Here is a 21204-nt window from a genome sequence, read left to right as displayed (position 1 = left end):
AAACCTGTCCTAGATTGAGGTCGGGACTTCGGTTGTTCGGGCCCACGAGTCGACAGTGAAAGGCGCCACATGACGCAACGCTTCCTGGCCCGTCAGGCTGTGAACCTCGCCCTGACCGCGAACTCGCTGAGGCCGGTGCCCGGCATGCCGGCATCGGTGGGCGCCTTCTTCGCCGGCTGGCTCACCTCGGAACTGGCCCCCCAGCAGCTCGGCGCGACGGTGCTGGACGCGGCGGTCCAGGTGGCCCGCGGCCGGGTCTCGACCCGAACCGAGCGGCTGGGCCTGGCGCTGGCCGCCGCGTCCGCCGCCGGCCTGACCGCGAACGTCGTCGCGTCCCGGCGGGCGGGCGCGGAGATGGCGGCCGCCCTCGCCGAGGTGGGGGTGACGGACCCGGACGCCGGGCTGCCACTGGACTGGCGGGCCACCGCCCGGCCGTTCCGGATGGTCCGGCCCGAGGTCCGCCGGGTGCGCAACCTCGAGTACGCCCCCGGCGGGGTCCGGTTCCGGGTGGACGTCTACCACCGCCGCGACACCCCGCCCGACGCGCCGATCCTGCTGCAGGTCCACGGCGGCGGCTGGGTGGTCGGCAGCAAGGACCACCAGGGCCTGCCCCTGATGGCGGAGATGGCCTCGCGTGGCTGGGTCTGCGCGGCGGTGAACTACCCGCTCTCACCGAAGGCCAAGTGGCCGGCGCACCTGGTGGCGCTCAAGCAGGCCATCGCCTGGCTGCGCGCCGAGGCGCCCAGTTTCGGCGGCAACCCCGACTTCCTCGCCGTCACCGGCGGTTCCGCGGGCGGGCACCTGGCGACCATGCTCGCGCTCACCGGGAACGACCCGCAGTACCAGCCGGGCTTCGAGGGCGCCGACACCTCGGTGCAGGCCTGCGTGCCGTTCTACGGCGCCTACGACTTCGCCGCGGAGACCGGGATCAAGGCCGTCACGGCGCGGGTGCAGTCACCGCTGAGCGCGATGATCCTCGGCCGCAACGCGCAGTTCCCGCGGGACTACCTGGCCGCGTCGCCGCTGGCCAGGCTGCACGCCGACGCGCCGCCGTTCCTGGTGGTGCACGGCACCAACGACTCGCTGATCCCGGTGGCCGAGGCCCGCGAATTCGTCCGGCGGCTGCGGGACGTCTCGTCGAACCCGGTCGGGTATGCGGAGTTGCGGGGCGCGCAGCACGCCTTCGAGATCTTCCACTCGATCCGCACCGAGCGGGTGGTCAGCGGTGCCGCGGCGTTCCTCGACGCGGCCCGGCTCGGGACCCTGCGACCGGCAGGCGAGGCGCCCGACGTGGCGGACGCGCCGGTGCCGATGGCAGCCGAAGCGGATCAGCGGCCGCCGAGCGGGCTGACCCCGGCCGGCGGCAGTCCCGCCGCGTAGGCCAGCACCTCGCAGAACGCCTCGACGTGCCCCGCCAGCTCGGTGGTGGTGGCCGTCCAGGAGGCGCGCAGTTCGAGTTGGTGCGCGCGCGGGGGGCCGGCGATGTCGCCGTACCGGACCGAGCTGGTGGCGGTGACGGTGCCGCCCAGCGCGGTCAGGGGCTCGTGCCGCGCCTCCAGTGCGTCGACCAGCCAGCTCCACGCGACCTCGGGGAGCAGTGGGTCCGCGGCCAGGTCTTCGTCGAGGTCGGCCTGGATGTACGCGACCAGTCGCATGGTGCCGTGCCAGGCCTCGTCGCCGGCGGGGTCGTGCAGCAGGATCAGCCGACCGAAGGCGTCGCCCTCGGAGTCCTGGGTGACGACGTCGGCGTCCGGGTGGGTGACCTCCGCGCCGATCGCGTAGCTGAACGGCGCCAGCCGCTGCGGGGGCCGGATCGGGCCGATCTCGATCTGCGGGTGTACCGCGGCCTTGAGCATCGACTCGACGGCGGTACGGAACTGCGCTGGCTCGGCGGCGGATCCGGACGTGGTCACATCGCGGACGGTAGACGGGCTCCGATGGTCGGTGGTGGAGGCGCGCCGAGCACCCGCCCGGCTCCGCCCGTTCATCTGGCAGCATGGCCGGTGGACGTACACGGCGGGCGACGAGCGTTGGGACACATGAGCGACTTGGAAGACACGAATTCGGCGATGACGAGCGGGACGAAGTACCCGTTCCGGCGAACGATTGCGGACGCACCGCTGATCGCTGCCGCGACCGGCAGGCGCCCCGCGCACCGGCCGGTGTGGTTCATGCGGCAGGCGGGACGGTCGCTGCCGGAGTACCGGGAGGTCCGGGCCGGGATCGGGATGCTGGAGTCCTGCTTCAACCCGGAACTGGTCTGCGAGATCACCATGCAGCCGGTGCGCCGGCACAAGGTGGACGCGGCAATCCTGTTCTCCGACATCGTGGTTCCGCTCAAGGCCGCGGGAATCGACCTCGACATCGTGGCCGGTGTCGGCCCGGTGGTGGCCAACCCGGTGCGCACCATCGCCGACGTCGCCGCGCTGCCGCGGCTGCGGCCCGAGCAGGTCGGGGCCGTCAGCGAGGCCGTCTCGCTGCTCACCCGTGAGCTCGGCGACACCCCGCTGATCGGCTTCGCCGGGGCGCCGTTCACGCTCGCCTCCTACCTGGTCGAGGGCGGGCCGAGTCGCAACCACGAGCGCACCAAGGCGCTCATGCACTCGGACCCCAAGACCTGGCACGCGCTGCTCGGCACGATCGCGGACACCACCATCGCGTTCCTGCAGGCGCAGCTGCACGCCGGCGTCGACGCGATCCAGCTGTTCGACTCCTGGGCCGGGACGCTGTCGCTGGCCGAGTACCGCACCTTCGTGTTGCCGCACTCCGAGCGGGTCCTCGCCGAGGTGGCCGACGCCGGCGTGCCCCGCATCCACTTCGGGGTGGGCACCGGTGAGCTGCTCGGGGTGATGGGCGAGGTCGGCGCCGACGTGGTCGGCGTGGACTGGCGGATCCCGCTGGACGAGGCCGCCCGCCGGGTGGGCCCCGGCAAGGCGCTGCAGGGCAACCTGGATCCGGCCGTGCTCTTCGCGGGCGCGGACGCGGTCGAGCGGGAGGTCCGCCGGATCGCCGCCGAGGCCGACCGGGCGCTCGCGGCCGGCGCCACCGGCCACATCTTCAACCTCGGCCACGGCGTGCTGCCGGACACCGACCCGGGCGTGCTGACCGCGGTGGTGGAGTTGGTGCACTCGCTGTGACCGCGTTCGCCGTCGTCGGCGGGGGCATCTCCGGGCTGGTCGCCGCCTACCGGCTGCGCGGCCTGCTCGGCCCCGACGCCGAGATCACCCTCGTCGAGGAGTCGGCCAGGGTCGGCGGCAAACTCCGCACCGTCACCCTCGCGGGCGGCCCGGTGGACGTCGGCGCCGAGGCGTTCATCGCCCGGCGCCCCGAGGTGCCGGCACTGCTCGCGGAGCTGGACCTGTCCGACCAGGTGGTCGAGCCGTCGGGCGCCCGGCCGCTGATCTGGTCCGGTGGCGCGCTGCACCCGTTGCCCACCGGCACCCTGATGGGCGTCCCGGCGTCCGCGCAGGCGCTGACGGGGCTGGTCGACGCGCAGACCCTGGCCCGGATCGACGCCGAACCGCGGTCGCCGCTGCACTGGCGTCCCGGCTCGGACACCGACGTCGCGACGCTGGTCGGCGAGCGGTTCGGCGAGCAGGTGGTCCGCCGGTCGGTGGACCCGCTGCTCGGCGGCGTCTACTCCGGGCTCTCGGACTCCATCGGGGTCCGGGCGGCGTTGCCGACGCTGGCCGCCGCCCTGGACCGCGGGGCACCGAGCCTGACGGCGGCGGTTGCCGAGGCGATGCCCGAACCCAAGCCGGGACCGGTGTTCGGGGGCCTGCGCGACGGCTACGGCGTGCTGCTCGACGCGCTGCTCGAGCGAGCCCGTCCGACGGTGGTCACCGCCGGTGCGTCCGGGCTGCGGCGCGACGGCGACGGCTGGTGGCTGGACCCGGTGGGACGGGTCGACGGCGTGGTGCTGGCGGTGCCGGCGCCGCGACTGGCCGCACTGCTCCGCGACGTCGCGCCCGCCGCGAGCGCCGCCGCCGCCGACGTCCCGCTGGCCTCGTCGGTGGTGGTCGCGCTGGCGCTGCCGGTCGGGGTGGACCTGCCGCAGAACTCGGGCATCCTGGTCGCGACAGGGGAGTCGTTGCGCGCCAAGGCCTTCACGCTGTCGAGCCGCAAGTGGCCGCACCTGGCCGAGCGCGGCGGCGGGCTGGTCCGGGCCTCGTTCGGCCGGTTCGGCGACGCCGCGGTGGTCGACGCCACCGACGACGAACTCGTCGCGCTGGCCCGGACGGACCTCGCGGAGGTCACCGGGCTGCGGGCCGAGCCGGTCGGCGCTGCGGTGCAGCGATGGCACGGCGGCCTGCCCCAGTACGGGCCGCGGCACCTGGACCGGGTCGCGACGATCGAGGACGGCGTGGCCGAGTTGCCGGGGCTCGGGGTGGCGGGCGCGCTGCTGCACGGCGTCGGCGTGCCCGCCTGTGTGGCGTCGGCGACGGCGGCCGCACGGGCCGCGGCGCGGGTGGCAGGATAGGGCCATGGCACGCCTCGATTACGACAAGCTCAATTCCACGCTCCGGTACGCGATGTTCTCGGTGTTCCAGGTGCAGCCCGGTGTCCTCGAAGAGGACCGCACCAAGGCCATCGAGGACGCGACGGCGTTCTTCGCCTCCTTCGAGGAGGCGGACGTCGTGGTCCGCGGCATCTACGACGTCGCCGGGATGCGCGCCGACGCGGACTTCATGATCTGGACGCACGCGGAGAAGCTGGAAGACCTGCAGAAGCTCTACGCCGACTTCCGTCGCACCACGATTCTCGGCCGGGCCAGCGCCCCGGTCTGGTCGAACGTCGCGCTGCACCGCCCCGCGGAGTTCAACAAGAGCCACCTGCCGGCGTTCGTCGCGGGCGAGGAGCCGGGCAACTACATCTGCGTGTACCCGTTCGTGCGGTCCTACGAGTGGTACCTGCTGCCCGACGACGAGCGTCGCAAGATGCTCGCCGACCACGGCAAGGCCGGTCGCGGCTACCCGGACGTCCGGGCCAACACGGTGCCCGCGTTCGCGCTCGGCGACTACGAGTGGATCCTCGCGTTCGAGGGCCCCGAGCTCGACCGGATCGTCGACCTCATGCGTGACCTGCGGGCCACCGAGGCCCGGATGCACGTGCGCGAGGAGACCCCCTTCTTCACCGGCCCCCGCGTCTCCGTCGACAAGCTGATCGCCTCCCTGCCCTGACCTGGCCTGACCTTCCCGGCGTGTACGGCTCCGTCCACGCCGGGAAGACTCGACTGGCGGCCGGGCTGTCGGTCCTGCCCGTAGTCGTTGTTCCTCCGCAGTGGTGACCTTCTGCACTTTCGCCCGGATCGCGGCTCCGTAGACCATTGGGAGCACAGGTCAGTGGTCGGGAGAACGCAATGGGCACAAACGCGTCGGTAGTGGTCGGGGTGGACGGGTCCGTGGAGTCCCTCGCCGCCGTGTCCTGGGCTGCGCGGGACGCTGCCCTGAGCGGTTCACGGCAGTGGGGCAGACCACCGGACAGTGGTTCCCCCGGCCGGCGCGGGTTCCGCGGTCATCGTGCCGCCGACTTCGGCTGCCCGTGCGGCCAGGTTGTCGAGCCCGTGACGCTCGGCGTCCGCTGGGATGCCGGCGCCGGTGTCGGTGACCTCTATCGTCAGGTCGTCGAACACCGAGACGTTCACGGTGACGGCGTCGGCGCGGGCGTGCCGGACGGCATTGCTCAGGGCCTCGCGGAGAACGGCCACGGCGTGATCGGCGAGGCCCGGGTCGACGACCGACAACGGCCCCGACATGTGGACCGTGGTGCGCAGACCGGAGTCGGCGGTGGTGTCGGCGATGACCTCGTGCAGGCGGCTCCGCAGCCGGGTCGTTCCCTCGGTGCCGCCGTGCAGGTCGAAGATCGCGGTGCGAATGTCCTGCACGATCTCCTGCAGGTCGTCGACGGTGTCGGTCAGGCGCCGTTGCACCTCGGGTGATCGGGCGCGTTGCAGGGTGCCCTGCACGGAGAGGCCGACGGCGAAGAGCCGTTGGATGACGTGGTCGTGCAGGTCACGGGCGATCCGGTCGCGGTCCGCGAGCACGTCGAGTTCCCGCATTCGCTGTTGGGTGTTGGCCAGTTGGAGGGCGACGGCTGCCTGGTCGGCGAACGCGGACATGAACGAAAGTTGCTCCGCGCCGAACTGCGGGGCCCCGCCGCGGCGAAGGGTCACCAGCACTCCCGCGACGGACTGCGCGGCGCGCAGCGGCAGCACCAGGGCGGGACCGAATCGGGTGCGCACCTCGGCACCCGGGTCGAAGGCGAGCATGTCCACCTGCAGCGGCCGACGGCTCCGGAAGGCCTCGCCCGAGGTGGACCCGGTCAGCGGAATGACGTGGCCCACGAGTGTGTCCGTCGCCCCGGTCGAGACGGTGACCACCAGCTCGGCCACGTCCTCGGGCCCGGCGTCCGGATCGTCCGGGACGGCGAGGAAGGCGCTGTCGGAATCGGTCAGCTCGAGCGCCTTGTCGGCTATCAGCTGCAGGACCTCGGTCGGGTCGCCACCGGCGAGGAGTCCGGTGGCGATGTCGCTGGTCGCCTCGAGCCAGGCCTGTCTGGTTTGCGACTGCTGGTAGAGGCGGGCGTTGTCGACCGCGATGCCGGCGGCCGCGGCCAGGGCCGTCAGAACCGCCTCGTCGTGTGCGGTGAACGGTTCGCCGCCCGACTTCTCCGTGAGATAGAGGTTGCCGAACACCTCGTCCCGGATCTGGACCGGCACCCCGAGGAACGTCTTCATCGGCGGGTGGTGGGCGGGAAACCCGACCGATGCCGGATGAGCGGCAATGTCGTCCAGGCGAATCGGTTTCGGCTCGGCGATCGGCAGGCCCAGGACGCCGCGTCCGCGGGGCAGGTCCCCGATGAGCGTCCGGGTCTCGTCGTCGATGCCCTCGTAGACGAATTCGGTGAGCTCATCGCCTGGTCCGCGCACACCCAGGGCGCCGTAGCGGGCGTCGACCAGGAGTACCGCGGCATGGACGATGGAACGCAACGTTTCGTCGAGATCGAGACCCGCTGCCACGGCCAGCACGGCTGCGAGCAGCGGTGCGGGTTCCGGATCGTCTGGCCTGCTCCCGGCGGGCGTCACGAGGTTCAGTCTTTCACGGGTGGCACCCGGCCGTGCCCGGTCCGGAGAGGCTTCACCGAGGTCGCGGTGTCATCTTCGTGGCGAGGACGGCGGCCTGCGTCCTTCGTTCGACACCCAGCTTCGTCAGCAGCCGCGAGACGTAGTTCTTCACCGTCTTCTCCGCCAGGAACATCCGTCCGGCGATCTGCCTGTTGGTCAACCCCTCGCCGAGGAGGGAGAGCAGGGTCCGCTCCTGGTCGGTGAGTTCGGCGAACGGTCCGTCGGCGTCGCGCGCCTGGTGGCGCAGCTTCGACATCAGGGCCTCGGCCGCCCGGCTGTCGAGCAGTGACTTCCCCTCGCCGACGTCGCGGACCGCCCGCGCGAGTTCCATGCCCTTGATGTCCTTGACGACATAGCCGCGCGCCCCGGCCAGGATTGCGTCGAGCATGGCCTGCTCGTCGGTGTACGACGTAAGGATCAGACAGTAGAGGCCGGGCAGCCGGGAGAGGAGTTCGCGGCACAGTTCGATCCCGTTGCCGTCGGGCAGTCGAACGTCGAGAACCGCGACATCGGGGCGCAGGGCCGGGATCCGAGCAAGCGCATGCGAGCAGGAGTCGGCCTCGCCGATCACCTGCAGTTCCGGGTCGCTCTCGAGGAGGTCGGCCAAGCCGCGTCGAACCACCTCGTGGTCGTCTACGAGAAAGACCGTGATCATGCGGCGTCCTCCACTTCCGGTCGGGCCCGTTCTCAACGTTACGTCCGGTCAGTGCAGGGACAGCACCTCCGTGGCCGGCCTGCGCGGCGTCTCGTGCGGAGGGCGCGGCCCCGTCGCCGTTCCGATTCGAACGAGGACCTGGGGGAACCCGGCATCGGGCGCCAGGCCCGCGATCAGGTCGCGGCTTCGCTGGTCCTCGGTGAGGTGAGTGAGCGGGCAGGTCGCGACCCGCCGGGAGGTTGCCTCGAGGACCACCGCGGACAGGGCCTGCCCGCACCGAACCCAGTCCGGCGCAGTGTCGGTGGCGGTACCGAGCATCAGCACGACGGCTGCGTCCGCCGCCGCGGCCGAGGCCTCGCTCCGGTGGGCGGGCGGAAAGGCGCGTCCGACCGAGACGCTGGTGCTCTCGCCGGCCGTCGCCAACGCATCGGGCGGAATCCCCTCCGCCGGTCGTGAGTGTCCTGCCCACCAGTGCAGTTCGGCCTGATAAGCGGAGTCGTACCGCCGTGCGGCGGAGCTCGACTCCGCTGCCACGGTCAGGGTCGCCCGGGCCTCCGGCGGGAGCACGGTCACGGTGACGCCGTGAGCCGCGGCCGCTCCGTGCAGGGCGGCGAGGATCTCGTCCTCGTCCTGTGGCAGCGGAGCGAACGGCCTGCGGTCGGTACGGCGGTGCCGGATCGCGGCCAGCAGGTCGAAGTCGCGGGACTGTGGGTGCGCGTCGTGGTGGAGGTGCACGGACGCGACGAATCGTGGCAGCGCTGATTCGGGGAACAGGCGGATCGACGTCCGCCAGCGAAGCGACGCGAGCGCCACCTGCAGGTGGTGCAGTGCTGCACCGCAGCTGACGTCGAGTTGGCGGCCGGTCGGGTCCGTCGACGGCAGCAGTCGAGAACGGTCGGCAAAGAGGTCGAGCTGACCGCTCGAGTACCGCCAGTACCAGGGCTGACTGTTGTGGACCGATGGCGCGCGGCAGGCAAGGTCGACGGCAATCCGGATGACGTTGGCGTCGGGAATCGTGGTGTCCATCGAGGCCTCCTCGCTTCACCGTCAAGTCTCGTCCGGACGGACACCGCGCAACAGGGCCGATGGTCCCTACCCGCGGTGAGGACCGGCAGTCACCAGGGCAGGCGAGACCCGCGACCGTGAGAGGTGACGTTGTTCCCTTCCCTCGGCCCGTCGCTCGGGCAACGCTGGAGTCGGGTTCTGGAGTCGGGGAGACGCAGTCCGGCCCGTTCGCATGCAGGACTGACGCGAGGAGGACCGATGGACGCGCACTCTTCCGTGGTCGTGGGGGTGGACGGCTCGGGGCCGGCGTTCGATGCGGTCCGCTGGGCCGCGGCCGAGGCCGCGCTCCGCGGAGTCCCGTTGCTGCTGGCCGCGGTCTACGCACTTCCGCTCGAGCCGCTCGGGATGGTGGGCGCCCCGCCGAGCTATTTCGAGGACCAGGCCCTGGCAGGACGGCACCTCCTCGACGAGGCCACCGAGCTGGCGACGGACGCGGCGAAGGAATTCGGCGGCGTGGCGATCCGGACTGCGCTCTCCGGTGGTCGTCCGGTTCCGGTGCTGCTCGAGCTCTCCCTCACGGCCGGGCTGGTCGTGCTCGGCTCCCGCGGGCTCGGCGAGTTCGCCGGTGGACTCGTGGGCTCGGTCAGCTCCGCCCTGGCCACCCATGTCCACTGCCCAGTCGTGGTGATTCGAGGACTGCCGGGACCGGATGCGCCCCCGCTGGACGGCCCGGTCGTGGTCGGAACGGACGGATCCGAACACAGCGAGCCGGCGATCGCGGAGGCCGTGCAGTTCGCCTCGCGGCGCGGCGCCGACCTGACCGCGGTCCACGCGTGGACAGACCTCAACCTGGCGACGGTGTTCGACATCGGCGCGGACGACTCGATTCTCGAATGGCCCGCGGTCGCGGCCGCAGAGGAGGCGGTCCTGGCCGAGCGCCTCGCGGGCTGGAAGGAGCGGTACCCCGACGTGTCGATGCGGCGGGTTGTGGTTCGGGATCGTCCGGTGCGTGAGCTGGCCCGACTCGCCGAGGGCGCCCAGTTGCTGGTCGTCGGCAGCCGCGGACGCGGCGGATTCAAGGGCATGCTCCTCGGATCTACCAGCAGGGCGCTGCTGCACCTGGTCGACTGCCCGCTGATGATCGTGCGCGGCGGCGACTGACGTCTGGGCGCCCGGACGGTGGTGGGTGCCGCCGAGTAGCACCGACGCCGGGTCGGTGGTGCCACCGGTGGCACACTGGGCGGCGTGAGTTCGGGAACCACGCGACACCAGCACATGGCGCACTGGGGCATGTTCGAGGCCGAGTCGGACGGCTCCGACATCACCGCGGTGCACCCGTTCCCCGGCGACCGTGACCCGTCCCCGATCCTCGGCAACGCAGTCGGCTCGGTGCGCCACGGCGCCCGCGTCACCGCCCCGGCGGTGCGCCGCGGCTGGCTCGAACACGGCCCCGGACCCACCGATGCGCGCGGCCGCGACGACTTCGTCGAGGTCGGCTGGCCGGAGCTGACGGACCTGCTGGCGGCCGAGCTGCGCCGGGTGATCGACACCCACGGCAACGAGGCGATCTACGGCGGCTCCTACGGCTGGGCCAGCGCGGGACGCTTCCACCACGCCCAGAGCCAGGTGCACCGGTTCCTCAACTGCCTCGGCGGGTACACCCGCTCGCTGCACTCCTACTCGCTCGGCGCCACCGGCGTGATCATGCCGCGGGTCGTCGGGACCCACTGGAAGCTCTTCGCGCGCTCGACGAACTGGGACGTGATCGCCCGCAACACCGACCTGATGGTGTGCTTCGGCGGGGTCCCGCTGAAGAACACCGGCGTCAATCACAGCGGCACCTCGGACCATCCGACCCGCGGTGCGCTGGACCGGTTCCGCGACCGCGGCGGCGCCGTGGTGTCGATCTCCCCGCTGCGCGACGACCTGCACGGCGAGTGCACCTGGCTGGCGCCGCGCCCCGGCTCCGACGTCGCGCTGATGCTCGGTCTGGCCCACGTGCTGGCCTCGGAGGGGTTGCACGACAAGGAGTTCCTGGCCACCCACTGCGTCGGCTACGAGCGGTTCGAGGACTACCTGCTCGGCCGCGCCGACGGCGTCCCGAAGACCCCGCAGTGGGCGTCGGACCGGTGCGGGATCGCCGCCGCGGACCTGGTCGGGTTGGCCCGGCGGATGGCCGCCGGCCGGACCATGGTGACGGTGACGTGGTCGCTGCAGCGGGTGCGCCACGGCGAGCAGGCGCCGTGGATGGGCGTCACCCTGGCCGCGATGCTCGGCCAGATCGGTCTCCCCGGAGGCGGTTTCGGCCACGGCTACGGTTCGATGAACGAGCCCGGGCTGGCGCCGGTGCCGTACCCGCTGCCGACGCTGCCGCAGGGCAACAACCCGGTCAAGGCGTACATCCCGGTCGCCGCGGTCTCGGACATGCTGCTGCACCCGGGGGAGGAGTTCGACTACGACGGCCATCGGCTGACGTACCCGGACATCCGGTTGGTGTACTGGGCCGGCGGGAATCCGTTCCACCACCACCAGGACCTGAACCGGCTGCGGCGGGCGCTGGGCCGACCGGACACCGTGGTGGTGCACGACCCGTACTGGACGCCGATGGCGCGCCTCGCCGACATCGTGGTGCCGTCGACCACGTCGCTCGAGCGCAACGACATCACCTGCACCCGCAACGACCCACTGCTGGTGGCGATGCACGCGGCGGTGCCCGCCCACGCGCAATCCCGCGACGACTACGCCACCTTCGCGGCGCTGGCCGAGAAGCTCGGTGTGGCAGCGGAGTTCACCGAGGGACGCACCGCGCAGCAGTGGCTCGAGCACCTGTACGGGCAGTGGCGCGAGTACGTGCGACGGGACGGGGGACCGGCGCCGGACTTCCGCACCTTCTGGCGCGAGGGCCACGTGCGGATGCGCACCGAGGACAACCTGATCCTGTTCGAGGACTTCCGCGCCGATCCGGTGCGCCACCCGCTCACCACCCCGAGCGGACGGATCGAGATCTTCTCCGCCGATGTCGACGGCTTCGGGTACGACGACTGCGCCGGCCACCCCACCTGGTACGAACCCGAGGAGTGGCTCGGCGGTGAACGCGCGCAACGCTTTCCGCTGCATCTGATCGCGAACCAGCCGCGGGCCCGGCTGCACGGCCAACTCGACCACGGCCCGGTCAGTCAGGCCTCGAAGGTGCGCGGCCGTGAGCCGATCCGGCTGCACCCCGCCGATGCCGCGGCACGGGGGATCGCCGACGGCGACGTGGTGCGGGTGTTCAACGACCGCGGCGCGTGCCTGGCCGGTGCGGTGCTCGACGACGGGGTCCGGGCCGAGGTCGTGCAACTGTCCACCGGCGCCTGGTTCGACCCCCTCGATCCGGCCGATCCGGACTCGATGTGCGTGCACGGCAACCCGAACGTGCTCACCCCGGACGTCGGCAGTTCCAAGCTCGCGCACGGGTGCACCGGCCAGCACGTCCTGGTGCAGGTCGAGCGGTTCGACGGCGAGCTTCCGCCGGTGCGCGCCTTCGACCCGCCGAGGGTGCAACCCCGGTAAGTCCTTCCTTTCGCGCCCGACCAGCGCGTATGCGGCGTACCTTGACTGAGCATGGACCGTTCGGCGGACACCACGGCAGCAATGCTCGGCTCGGCACGCACGTTCGGGGCGCACCGGCGCCGCCATCGGTACCTGCGAGCGGCCGCTCTCGCGGCGGCGGTGACGCTGGCGGTCGGGGCCTGTTCGTCAAACTCCGACGAGGGGTCCGGCGCCGCCGGTTCCTCGACGGCCGCCTCCGGCACCAGCGCCGCGGCGTCGTCGACCGGGATGTTGCCGATTGGAAACGGGGACCTGCAGTCCATCGTCGAGTCCACGGCCAAGGAGCTGATGCTCCCCGGGGTGGTGGTGCTGCTGCGCACCCCGACCGGAGACCAGACGGTCACCTACGGCACCACCGAACGCGGCGGCGGCGCGCCCGTCAGCCTCGACGACCACGTCCGGGTCGGGTCCAACACCAAGACCTGGACCGGAACGGTGATCCTGCAGCAGGTGCAGGAGGGCAAGATCGCGCTCGCCGACCCGGTCTCGAAGTACCGGCCGGACGTCCCCGGCGGCGACGGCATCACGATCGAGCAGCTGCTGAACATGCGCAGCGGGCTGTTCAACTACAGCGAGACGCTGGAGCTGAACGAGGCCCTCGACCAGGACCCGCAGAAGGAATGGACCCCGGACCAGTTGCTGGCGTTGGCGTTCGCGCATCCGCCGTACTTCCCGCCGGGCCAGGGCTACCACTACTCGAACACCAATTTCGTGCTGCTGGGGCTGATTGCCGAGCAGCTCGACGGCAAGCCGCTCCAGGAGGTGTTCGAGCAGCGACTGTTCGGCCCGCTCGGACTGGCCAACACACTCTTCCCCGACACCAACGCGCTGCCCGCACCGAACTCGCACGGGTACATGTACGGGACCAACGTGCAGACCATGACCGATCCCGCCCTCCCCGCGGAGATGCAGGCGGAGGCGAAGGCCGGCACCCTCGCGCCCAACGACGTCACTGACGACAACCCGTCCTGGGCCTGGTCGGCCGGCGCGGGCATCGCCACCGCAAACGACCTGGCGACCTGGGTGGAGGCCCTGGCCGACGGCAAGGCGCTCGACGCCGAGATGCAGGCCGTGCGGATGGCCAGCTTCCAGCCGGCCGACCCGACCAAGCCGGGCGGACCGGAGTACGGACTGGCCATGGCGAAGATGGGTCCCCTGTACGGGCACACGGGGGAGCTGCCCGGCTACAACTCGTTCATGGGCAGCGACCCCGAAAGTGGGGTGACGCTGGTGGTCTGGGCCAACCTCGCCCCCGCCGCGAACGGGCAGGACCCGGCCAGCGGCATCGCGAAGACGATCGTCGACGCGATGTTCCCGCCGGCCGCCGCGCCCGCGTCGACACCCGCGCCCGCGCCCACCAGCTGATTGCGCCGACCGCTGTTCGTGCGGGCTCAGTCCTTCGGCGTCAGGCGCAGCGAGATGCTGTTGATGCAGTAGCGCTGGTCGGTGGGCGTCGGGTACCCCTCGCCCTCGAAGACGTGGCCGAGGTGGCTGTGGCAGTTCGCGCACAGCACCTCGACGCGGCGCATGCCGAGCGAGACGTCCTCACGCAGGACCACCGCGTCGGAGTCCGCCGGGTCGAAGAACGACGGCCAGCCGCAGTGGGACGGAAACTTCTCGGCGGAGGTGAACAGCAGGGCGTCGCAGGCCCGGCAGTGGTACTCGCCGGCGGTGGTGGTGTCGGTGTACTCGCCGACGTTCGGGCGTTCGGTGCCGGCCTGACGCAGTACCGCGAACTCCTCCGGGGTGAGGCGCTCGCGCCACTGTTCCTCGGTGACCTGGAGGGCGTCGGTGAGCGGGGCGCGGGGGGCGGGGTCGGCTGCGGAACTCATGTCCCCACGCTAACCCGTGCCCCCGCACGCGGCGACCCTCAGCCGACGGCGACCTTCTCGGGCTCCGGCGTCAGGGAGGCGGGGTCGATGCCGTCGGCGAGGCGGCCCTCCCGCTTCGCGGTCAGGTACCGGGCGACGAGGACGCCGCAGATCACCAGCAGCAGCAGGCTCCAGCCGAGGGTGGTCTTCATGTACTCGGCGGCGCGGCCGGCGGCGGGGAAGCGAAGCGACAGCCAGCTGTCGTAGGACATGAACCCGTACACCGCCAGCCAGGCCGGCCAGTTCCGCATCACCGAGTTCCGCAGCACCACGCTCATCAGCAGCGGGAACAGCATCATCGAGTAGTACATCTGGCCCAGCGAGCCGAGCAGGAACGAGCCCGCCATCAGCACCCCGGTCGCGGTGGTGAAGAAGAACAGCCGGTCCTCGCGGTAGTAGCGGTAGAGCAGCCACAGCGAGACCGCCACGACGACCGCGAACAGCGCCCGCAGCAGCAGGATCAGGGCGGGCGGCAGGCCGTAGTAGGCGCCGTTGCCGACGATGGCGCTGTTGAAGTAGTCGCGCGACTCCGCCAGGTACGGCACCGTGTGGTGGATGAACTCCATCGGGTCCGCGGCCAGCGGCCAGGCGACGGCGGTGAGGATCAGCGGGATTCCGACGGCGGTGACGAACACCCGCCACTGCCGCGACACCAGCGGCAGCAGCAGCAGCGGCGCCAGGATCGGYTTCACCGCGAGCGTCAGTCCGATGGCCACGCCGGCCCAGGCGTCCTTGCGTCGGAGCAGCAGGTAGAGGAACGCGACCTCGCCGAGCAGGACGAGCCCGTTGACGTTGGTGAACACCAGCGTGTTGGTGACGGTCTCGCTGGCGAACATGCCCAGCAGCAGGATCGGCGCGGCGACCGAGGAGACGGTCAGGTCGAACATCTCGAGCAGCAGCCAGCCGGCGACGATCACGGCGGCCGCGTTGGCGCCGATGAACAGCCAGCGCGAGAGTTCCGGCTCGATGTACGCGATCGGGGAGAGCAGCAGCGTGCCGCTCGGCGCGTACAGGTAGTGCGGGTCCACCGTGTCGAAGTTCGCGATGTAGACCGGTTCGCCGTTGAGGAAGGCGAGCGCGGCCCGGTAGACGGGCGCGAAGTCGTCGGTTCGGAACCCGTTCACGGCCTTGACCAGCACCCGGTGCAGCACGGTCATGATGGCGAGCGGCCACAACGCGAACTTCACGACCTCGGCGGTCGTGCGTCCGGTGCGGGGTTCAAGGCGTTGAAGGAACACCGTGGCACGGTACACCGGCGAGGTGTCCGCTCGGTCGGGACACTCCCAGCTCAGCCGGGGCAGGCGCCGCCGTCCGGCGGCAGGACTCCGTCGTCGACGTACCCGACGACGGCCGCCTGACCGCACTGCGAGTGCGGGGTCACCGAGTGCCCACTGCCCAGCCACGCGCGCGTCGAGGTGCGCGCTCCCGCGGCGGCCACGGCACCGGTCACCGTGTTGACACCGGCATTTCCGGCCACCGGGTCCGCGGCGCCGGCGAGGGTGAGCACGCCGAGGTCGAGGGTCGCGGGCATCTGCGGCGGTGGGGTCGTCGGCCACGACGCGCACAGCAGCAGCGCGAGGGCGGCGTCGGCGCCGAACACCGGGAACTGCTCRCCCCAGCTACGCCGCAGCTCTCGGGCCCGGCCGGGGGTCGGCCACCCGGTGCCGTCCGAGCAGCGCGCCACGAACTGGCCGTCGGAGTCGGTCGCGGCGATCGCGTCGTCCACCACCCGTTCCAGGCCCGCGGTGTCGCCGGTCCCGGCGGCGGCGAGGATGTCTGCGAACTCCCGGATCCGCGACTGCTGGTCGCCGCGCGGCGACCCGAGGAACTCGCGCAGCGCGGTCAGCAGCGCGTTCGAGGAGACCGGCCCGAGTTCGCCGGCGGCGGCGCGGCGGGTCAGGTCGACGACCGCGGCGTGCGGGTCGGGGCCGAGCGCGCACGCCAGCGCGGCGCACTGGCGGGCGAAGGCGGACAGGGCCGCCTCCCGGCCCGCCAGCACGCCCTGCGTCGCGGTGACGGCGTCGGTGCGCACGGCGCCGGGGGAGTCCAGGACCAGCCGGCCCACGGCGTCGGGGTGCTGGTCGGCGTAGGCCAGCCCGACGTCGGCGCCCGTGCCGGTGGTGAGCAGCGCGAGCCGGTCGACGCCCCACAGCGTGCGTAGCTGCTCGAGGTCGTCGGCGGAGTGGGCGGCGTCGAAGGCCATCTCCTGCGGCTGCAGGAAGTCGGTGCACTCGGTGGTCGCGTCCCGGCCGAGCGCCATCACGACGTCCGCGGAGTCGCCACCGGCGGCGGGCGTGGAGAACTGGCCCAGGTCGACCATCTCGCGACGCAGCGCCGGGGTGATGCACTCGATCAGGGTGGACGATCCGATCCCGCGGCGGTCGACGGCCACCACCGGCCGGGACGAGAGCAGCGTCCCGATCGGCCCCGCCGCCAGGGCGGCCAGCGTGCCGGTCGAGGACCGCTCGGCGCCCGAGGTCAGCACCAGCGGGGCGACGTCCGTGGGCGTCTGGGGGAGCCGGGCCCGCATGGCGCCGAGCAGGAAGGTGCCGGGGATGTCCCCGGTCGGGTCGATCGGCGCGGGCAGCTGGGCGCAGTCCAGGACCAGTCCGACCGGTCCGGCGCCGAGCCCGAGCGTGTCGAGGGTGGTGCGGGTGCAGTCCTCCCAGCTGAGGTCGTGCACGGGTGGCTGCAGCTCCGCGGGGGCGTCGACGGGCTCGGCGGACGTGGTGGTCGCGTCGACGTGGTGCTCGACCACGGCCACGTCGGGCCGCACGCTCGGTCCGGCCCCGCACGCGCAGCAGAACGCGAGAACCAATGCGAGCAGACCAGTTCGGCGCATGCCCGACAGCCTGCCAGGTCGATCAGCGGGGCCGCTCGCGCACCCATCGGGTCAGCACGGTGCCGTCGTCGTCGCCGAGCAGGTGGGCCCGTCGCATCGGGGTGGCGACCGCCCGCGGCGAGGTCGCGATGCGGCCCGCCGCGCCCGCGACGAGCATCGGGGAGGTGGTCAGGCACAACTCGTCGACGGCGTCGTCGCCGAGCAACTGACCGAACAGTGCCGGCCCGCCCTCGCACAGCACCCGGTGCAGGCCCAGGCCGCCGAGCGTGTCGAGGATCGCCCGACTGGGTACGGCGTCGTCCCCGATCTCGAACACCCGGGCGCCCGCCGCGGCGAGCGCGTCCTTGCGGGCGGCCGGGGCGGCGGCGCAGGTGAGGATCAGCGGCGCGACGACGGTGTCGGTCAGCAGCCGCGAGCCGGGGTCGAGGTTGGCGCCGGCGGTGACCACCGCGATCGGCGGGGTGTCGGACTGCCCGCGGCCGCGGCGCCGGGTCCGGGCGTCGTCGCCGGTGCGGGCCCCGCCGTAGTTCTCCGCGCGGACGGTTCCCGCGCCGACGAGGACCACGTCCGCCAGCTCGCGCAGGATGGTGAACAGGCGCCGGTCCGCGGGTGTGCCCAGCCCGCCGGAGGTGCCGTCCGCGGACACCGCACCGTCGATGCTGGCGACGAAGTTCGACCGGACCCAGGGCGTCTCGAGGTCGGCCGGACCGCGGTACAGGTCGCGGAGCGCGTCGTCGTCGAGCGGTGTGAAGTAGGTCCCATTATCGAGGTGGTGCATAGGAGAGATAACAGCACGTCGATACGCTTGCTGCATGCCCGAACGTCTTGTTGATCGCAGTCCGGTGGTCCTCGCCGACCAGTTGATCGCGCAAATGGTCCCGCCTGCGATGTTCAACGACGTGAGCTTCGGCTCCTACATTCCCGATCCCGACGAGCCGAGCCAGGCCGCCGCGGTCCGCAAGGCCGAGGAGTTCGCCGGCAAGGTCGCGAAGATCCGCACCGGCGGCCGTCGCGGACTGTTCGGCAAGAAGGCCCAGGCCAGCGGCGCCGGCCTGTACCTCGACGGCGGCTTCGGTGTCGGCAAGACCCACCTGCTGGCGTCGATCTTCCACAGTGTGCCCAGCCCCAAGGCGTTCGGCACGTTCGTCGAGCTCACCCACGTGGTCGGCGCGCTCGGCTTCAACAACGCCGTCGAGCAGCTGTCCGGTCACAGCGTGCTGTGCATCGACGAGTTCGAGCTCGACGATCCGGGCGACACCATGCTCGTCTCGCGTCTGCTCACCGAGCTGTCGGCGCGCGGCGTGTCCATCGTGGCGACGTCCAACACCCTGCCCGGCCAGCTCGGCGAGGGCCGCTTCGCCGCGCAGGACTTCCTGCGCGAGATCAAGAAGCTCGGGTCGATCTTCGAGACCATCCGCGTCGACGGCCCCGACTACCGGCACCGCGACCTGCCGCCCGCACCGGAGCCCATCTCGGAGGAGTCGCTCGTCGAGCGGGCCGAGGAGATCCCCGGTGCCACCCTGGACAACTTCGACGAGCTGTGCGCGCACCTGAGCACGCTGCACCCGTCGCGCTACAACAAGCTGATCGCGGACGTGCCCGCGGTGTTCGTGAGCGGCGTGCATGCCGCCACCGACCAGTCGGTGGCCCTGCGCCTGGTGGTCCTCGCGGACCGGCTGTACGACGCCAACATCCCGGTCACGGTGTCCGGCGCCAAGCTCGACGAGATCTTCACTCCGGAGATGCTGGCCGGCGGCTACCGCAAGAAGTACCTGCGCGCCACCTCCCGGCTGCTCGCGCTCTCGCGTTTCGAGGTCGCGGCCTAGTCCGTCCGGTACACACGAGCGCTCCGGCACCAGAATCGAAGTTCTGGTGCCGGAGCTGTCTTGTTGCCGGGGTGCTCTTCCAGGGACGGCGCCGTCAGTCGTCCAGGCGGCGCTGCATCACGAAGTCCTCGTGCAGTTGGTCGCCGACCCGGAACCGCTTGGTCCCGACCCGTTCGAAACCGGACTTCGCATAGAACCGCTGGGCGCGCAGGTTCTCCTGGTTGACGCCCAGCCACACCCCGGCCGCCCCCGCGGTCCGGGCATGGTCGAGGGCGGTCGCCATCAGCCGGTGCGAGACGTCGCCGCCGTGCCGGTTCGGCAGCACGTACAGCTTGCTGATCTCGACGGTCGGCAGCACGGACACCACCGCGCGGACGTCGTCGTCCTCGGGCAGGCCGTCCACCAGCATCGCGTACCCGGCCAGGCCGTCCGCGTCGACGGCCTTGAGCACGGTCCGCTCCGGCGCCTCGACGTACTCGGCGAACCGCTGCGCGGACAGCACGTCGGCGAGGAAGGCCTCGATGTCGGACTCGGTGACACCGGGAGGGCAGGCGAGCGGGAAGGTCGCGGCGGCAACGGATGCCAGGCCGGGAGCGTCCGCGGCGGTCGCCCGGGTGACGGTGAGGCTCACAGCCGGTCCACCGCCTGCTTGGCCTCCTGCAGGCTCATCCCGGTGGTGTCCCGCAGGATCGCGATCGCCTTGGCGGCCTTGCCCTCGTCCTTGAGGGTGCGCAGGGCGGGCTCGAGGTCCGACCACTTGCCGGTGCGAGTGCCGGGTGTCGGGGGGACCGCGTCGGGTCCGGCGGTGGGGATCCACTCGCCGCGGACGATGGCGTCGATCGCCGCCTTGGCGTCGGAGAGCCCGAGCCCGGTGCGTTCCTGCAGGACTCGGATCGCGTGCATGCGCTTGTGGTCGGCGACCAGACGTTCGATCCGGTCGCGGGTCTCGTGGTCGAGTCCCTCGACCCACGCGGCGGGTGTGCGGGCGCCGCTGCGCGGCCTGCGCCGGCCGACCAACCACGCGGTCAGCACCGCGATGTCCACCAGTATCAGTACGGCAATCAGCCATCCCCAGTTTGGCATGGCCCTAGTCAACCACTACCGGGGAATGACTAGCCGACGCGGTCGGGCTGGCTCGGTTCTGTCGTCGCGCGGTGCGGGTGGAAGGCCGGCGCCAGGAAGATCAGCGCGACGGCGAACACCAGCGGAACCGCGAAACCGACTCGCAGATCCGTCATGGCCGCGATGCCGCCGACGACGCCGCCGCCGATGATCGTGCCCGCGTAGTTGAACAGGTTCAGGCGCGCGATGACCGCGTCCGTCTGCTCCGGCGGTGCCAGCCTGCCGGCGGCACTGAAGCACAGCGGCGCGATGACGGGGGCGCCGAGTCCGACGACGAGGAAGCCGACGATGGCGACGGCCGGGCTGTGCGCGAACACCACGATGACCAGGCCGAGGGCGGCGATGGTGGCGCCCACCCGCACGACGGCGATCTCGCCGTGGCGACGCACCCAGTGGTCGCCGGTGAACCGGGAGATCAGCCCCGCGCCCTGGTAGGCGGCGACGGCCAGGGCCGCGGTGCTCGAACTCGAGAGCAGCAGGTCCTTGAGGTAGAGCGCCGACCAGTTCCCGACGCTGAAGTCGATGGCGAAGAACAGGGCCATCGCGGTGCCGAGCGCGAGGAACGGGCGCCACGGGATGACCAGCGGCGTACTGCTCGCCTCGACCTCGACCTCGGATCCGGTGACGAGCAGTCGGGGTCCGAGCGCGGCGGTGGCTCCGGCGACGACGAGGCTGGCCAGCGCGATCGACACCAGCAGGCTGACGTCGAGTGCCTCGCACAGCGAGACGAACAGCGCCCCGGTGATCGCGCCGACGCTCCAGACGGCGTGGAAGGACGAGAGGATCGAGCGGCCGTAGCACCGCTGGATGGCGACCGCCTGCATGTTGGTGGCCGCGTCGACCATGCCGAGGCCGATCCCGTACACCGCGAACCCGACGAAGAACGGGACGGTGCTGGGCGAGAGCGCGATGCCCAGCCCGGCCGCGGCGATCACGGCGAGTCCGGCGCGCAGGGTGGTCTTGCTGCTGGTGCGGGTCGCGACGTACTCGGCGAGCACGCTGCCGCCGCCCGCGATCACCGAGGCCATCACCACGACCAGGGCGATGGTGGTGTCGTCGAAGCCGTACTTGTCCTTGAACTGGGGGAGCTGGGTGAGCAGGACCGCCAGGAAGAAGCCCTGCAGGCCGAACCCCACCGAGGCGGACACGCGGGCCGTGCGCTGGGTGGG

General features: G+C 71.9%; 19 protein-coding genes. 8 read left to right on the top strand and 11 right to left on the bottom strand.

Features of this window, described 5'->3' with window-relative positions; translation table 11 throughout:
- Positions 1-69: 69 nt before the first annotated feature.
- On the top strand, positions 70-1380 hold the full coding sequence (locus AC1DU4_RS20780) for an alpha/beta hydrolase fold domain-containing protein (RefSeq protein ID WP_477843032.1): 1311 nt from the start codon (positions 70-72) through the stop codon (positions 1378-1380).
- Here AC1DU4_RS20780 and AC1DU4_RS20775 read toward each other — a convergent pair.
- Positions 1329-1913, bottom strand: a complete 585-nt coding sequence (locus AC1DU4_RS20775) for a DUF3000 domain-containing protein (protein WP_477843030.1) — start codon at positions 1911-1913, stop codon at positions 1329-1331. The two genes, AC1DU4_RS20780 and AC1DU4_RS20775, sit on opposite strands and share 52 nt — an antisense overlap.
- A 126-nt stretch (positions 1914-2039) precedes the next feature.
- On the opposite strand from AC1DU4_RS20775, the gene hemE reads away from it, so the two are divergent.
- The 3 genes from hemE to hemQ are packed head-to-tail and all read left to right on the top strand — an operon-like array spanning position 2040 to position 5180.
- Positions 2040-3137 (top strand): uroporphyrinogen decarboxylase, encoded by a 1098-nt coding sequence (gene hemE, locus AC1DU4_RS20770; protein WP_072843942.1) that lies wholly within the window; start codon positions 2040-2042, stop codon positions 3135-3137.
- On the top strand, positions 3134-4480 hold the full coding sequence (locus AC1DU4_RS20765; RefSeq protein ID WP_477843028.1) for a protoporphyrinogen oxidase: 1347 nt from the start codon (positions 3134-3136) through the stop codon (positions 4478-4480). Before hemE ends, AC1DU4_RS20765 begins: the two co-directional genes overlap by 4 nt.
- Before the next feature lie 4 nt (positions 4481-4484).
- Complete coding sequence (gene hemQ / locus AC1DU4_RS20760) at positions 4485-5180, top strand: hydrogen peroxide-dependent heme synthase (protein ID WP_477843026.1); 696 nt, start codon at positions 4485-4487, stop codon at positions 5178-5180.
- Between the two features lie 275 nt (positions 5181-5455).
- Here the strand turns inward: hemQ and AC1DU4_RS20755 are convergent, their stop codons facing one another.
- The 3 genes from AC1DU4_RS20755 to AC1DU4_RS20745 are packed head-to-tail and all read right to left on the bottom strand — an operon-like array spanning position 5456 to position 8804.
- Positions 5456-7084 (bottom strand): GAF domain-containing sensor histidine kinase, encoded by a 1629-nt coding sequence (locus AC1DU4_RS20755; protein ID WP_477843024.1) that lies wholly within the window; start codon positions 7082-7084, stop codon positions 5456-5458.
- Between the two features lie 52 nt (positions 7085-7136).
- Positions 7137-7778 (bottom strand): response regulator, encoded by a 642-nt coding sequence (locus AC1DU4_RS20750; protein WP_477843022.1) that lies wholly within the window; start codon positions 7776-7778, stop codon positions 7137-7139.
- Positions 7779-7826: 48 nt separating this feature from the next.
- Positions 7827-8804 carry an Acg family FMN-binding oxidoreductase gene (locus AC1DU4_RS20745; protein ID WP_477843020.1) on the bottom strand — a complete coding sequence of 326 codons (978 nt, stop codon included), beginning with the start codon at positions 8802-8804 and terminating at the stop codon, positions 7827-7829.
- 237 nt (positions 8805-9041) lie between these two features.
- Between AC1DU4_RS20745 and AC1DU4_RS20740 the strand changes: the two genes are divergently transcribed.
- The 3 genes from AC1DU4_RS20740 to AC1DU4_RS20730 all read left to right on the top strand — a co-directional run bounded on the left by AC1DU4_RS20740 (position 9042) and on the right by AC1DU4_RS20730 (position 13739).
- Positions 9042-9944, top strand: a complete 903-nt coding sequence (locus AC1DU4_RS20740; protein ID WP_477843018.1) for a universal stress protein — start codon at positions 9042-9044, stop codon at positions 9942-9944.
- Positions 9945-10058: 114 nt separating this feature from the next.
- Positions 10059-12335: a molybdopterin-dependent oxidoreductase gene (locus tag AC1DU4_RS20735; RefSeq protein WP_477843044.1), complete on the top strand. Its 2277-nt coding sequence runs from the start codon at positions 10059-10061 to the stop codon at positions 12333-12335.
- 51 nt (positions 12336-12386) lie between these two features.
- On the top strand, positions 12387-13739 hold the full coding sequence (locus AC1DU4_RS20730; protein ID WP_477843016.1) for a serine hydrolase domain-containing protein: 1353 nt from the start codon (positions 12387-12389) through the stop codon (positions 13737-13739).
- 26 nt (positions 13740-13765) lie between these two features.
- Here the strand turns inward: AC1DU4_RS20730 and msrB are convergent, their stop codons facing one another.
- The 4 genes from msrB to AC1DU4_RS20710 are packed head-to-tail and all read right to left on the bottom strand — an operon-like array spanning position 13766 to position 17865.
- The gene (msrB, locus tag AC1DU4_RS20725; protein WP_477843014.1) at positions 13766-14206 is read right to left on the bottom strand and encodes a peptide-methionine (R)-S-oxide reductase MsrB; all 441 of its coding nucleotides are present in this window, start codon (positions 14204-14206) and stop codon (positions 13766-13768) included.
- A 38-nt stretch (positions 14207-14244) separates the two neighbouring features.
- Positions 14245-15498, bottom strand: coding sequence for a glycosyltransferase family 87 protein (locus AC1DU4_RS20720; protein ID WP_477843012.1), 1254 nt, complete (start codon positions 15496-15498; stop codon positions 14245-14247).
- Between the two features lie 35 nt (positions 15499-15533).
- On the bottom strand, positions 15534-17087 hold the full coding sequence (locus tag AC1DU4_RS20715; RefSeq protein WP_072843927.1) for an alpha/beta hydrolase: 1554 nt from the start codon (positions 17085-17087) through the stop codon (positions 15534-15536).
- A gap of 22 nt (positions 17088-17109) precedes the next feature.
- The gene (locus AC1DU4_RS20710; RefSeq protein WP_477843010.1) at positions 17110-17865 is read right to left on the bottom strand and encodes a pyrimidine reductase family protein; all 756 of its coding nucleotides are present in this window, start codon (positions 17863-17865) and stop codon (positions 17110-17112) included.
- 34 nt (positions 17866-17899) lie between these two features.
- Here AC1DU4_RS20710 and zapE point away from each other — a divergent pair, with 34 nt between their 5' ends.
- Positions 17900-18913, top strand: a complete 1014-nt coding sequence (gene zapE, locus AC1DU4_RS20705; RefSeq protein ID WP_477843008.1) for a cell division protein ZapE — start codon at positions 17900-17902, stop codon at positions 18911-18913.
- Between the two features lie 94 nt (positions 18914-19007).
- On the opposite strand, the gene AC1DU4_RS20700 is transcribed toward zapE, so the two are convergent.
- The 3 genes from AC1DU4_RS20700 to AC1DU4_RS20690 all read right to left on the bottom strand — a co-directional run.
- Positions 19008-19544 carry an N-acetyltransferase family protein gene (locus AC1DU4_RS20700; protein WP_477843006.1) on the bottom strand — a complete coding sequence of 179 codons (537 nt, stop codon included), beginning with the start codon at positions 19542-19544 and terminating at the stop codon, positions 19008-19010.
- Positions 19541-19996: a hypothetical protein gene (locus tag AC1DU4_RS20695; RefSeq protein WP_477843004.1), complete on the bottom strand. Its 456-nt coding sequence runs from the start codon at positions 19994-19996 to the stop codon at positions 19541-19543. Before AC1DU4_RS20695 ends, AC1DU4_RS20700 begins: the two co-directional genes overlap by 4 nt.
- A gap of 29 nt (positions 19997-20025) precedes the next feature.
- A partial coding sequence (locus AC1DU4_RS20690) for an MFS transporter (protein WP_477843002.1) occupies positions 20026-21204 on the bottom strand: 1179 nt, incomplete at its 5' end.

The sequence above is a fragment of the Rhodococcus sp. P4_F5 genome, assembly GCF_056401315.1.
This window is presented reverse-complemented; position numbering and strand designations above follow the sequence as displayed.